The 1,901-nt window shown below is 40.5% G+C and carries 1 protein-coding gene; it reads left to right on the top strand.

The window, feature by feature from the left end; genetic code table 11:
• On the top strand, window positions 1-1,901 hold a 1,901-nt coding region (locus ACYQ2W_RS26075), incomplete at both ends, for an ATP-binding protein (RefSeq protein WP_459873968.1).

Below are 1,901 nucleotides of genomic sequence, written 5' to 3'. Positions count from 1 at the left end.
GAATATAAATAGCGCAATTGCCACCCTTAAGGCAGCAAGTTTAGACAGTGAAGAAAACAGGTCAAATATGTCTAATCTATTTGAGTATGCGTGTTTAGAATTGGCAGAACAATGGGCAAGAATAAATTTCAATGGACGAGACTATTCCATAGACTATAGATCTCACGAACCAATTGATATAACAGTGTCAGTAGGCAAACTTCATTACGGTAGAATCCCCGGCTCTACCCCAATTTCAAAACACGATAGACAACAGCTCGAACTTCATTTTATTGAATGCAAATTATACGGGCGCAAACTCTCCCTAGAGGTTCTTGGGAAACCATACCTCTTCGCCATTAGATATAGGCCGACAAGTCTAACAATAGCGTCAAATCAGCCCCCGTCTGCTGACGCAGTTAAGTTCGCCGGGTGGCTATCTTGTGATATTCAATTTGGAATTGATATTTACCATTGGAACCCCTTTGATCTGTTGGGGAATGCCGATCTGCCCACGGAACCTAACCATGACTTAAAAATGGTAGGCCACTCATATGACAAAGAGTATCTAAGAAGAATAAGACTAGAAGATTGGACAATATCAAAAGATGAGTTATTTGCAAAGTTTATTATGGCGCGATTAGGCGAAAATGAAACAAAACATATGGATATAGCATATGGCGATATATTCAGTATTCATGTGATACTAGAAAATCCGTCTACAAACAGAATAATAGAAAGTGCAAATTTAACCCTGTCCTCAGGTGGCGAGGAAAAGGTCATTGTAAAATTTTCAGTTAAAAAAATAGGAAATATTGCGGTTGAGCTGTTGTGCACAGTAAATGGAAAAGCATTTTCTCCAAACACCATATACTCATCCGCAACGATTGGTGTGATTTCTAGCTCTGGACGTCATGTGCTTCCATTTGGGCCAGAGTTCCCAGCACTACATTCGTTGGAGCGTATACCTGAGCTTCCTGATTTGAGGCCCCACTTAGCCAATGAAATAGATATATACTGGAGATCACTGGGAGAAAAAAAGCCAATATTGATAGTTGAAGGAGAAGGGGGGGCCGGAAAAACATATTTATGCAACGGAATCGCCAAGATAACAAAAAATAGAGGAGGGCACGTTGCCCAAATTTCACTTTCTCTTGACACCCAAGCCTCATTTATCTCCGAGCTTCTATGGGTGTTAATCCCTAGTGAAACGAGATGCGCACTCCAGTCATATGAGCAACATGAATTAACAGAAAATATACTGGAAGCGCTGTTTGTTAATTACAAATCCAGAAAAGTTGACAAGGCAGTTATCAAGCTATTGGTAAAGCTGCTTATTTTTGGGGAGTGGCCAGAAAATAATGCTGAAATTGCAATGCAACACGTTGCGAGGTTGATGATCGGATCCGGAAAACCAGTAATATTTTCAATTGCGAACTGTCATCGAATACCCGATGGACCCGCTCAAGCACTGAGAATTCTGCTTGCTTCTTTGGAAGAAGAAAGATGGGGAAATATTCGGTTCATACTTGAAGCTAGAAACACAGAAGAAGATATTGGCGATACATGGGGCGAACTTAAGTCGTGGATTAACGACAACTTAGAAAGAAGGGCGCACAACATTATGTTGCAGCCCATAACCACAATTGACATAGCTAATGCCGTAGAATCCATTATCAACACACAAGACAAAAGAGCGGCGGCAGAGATTATCGCAAATAAGTCAGGAGGAAATCCATTATATATATCAAATTTGCTTCGGTCGCTATATGACGAAAAAATTATAAAATACATGGACAGCAGTCCAAAACTGCATGAGCACAAATATATTCTCGAAAGTATTGCTGAACTTAGAGACTACATAGCGCCGTTACCAAATGATGTGAAAGGGCTGTTGGTGGCAAGAATAGGTATAACCCACA

Source organism: Endothiovibrio diazotrophicus (genome assembly GCF_054657215.1).
This window is presented reverse-complemented; position numbering and strand designations above follow the sequence as displayed.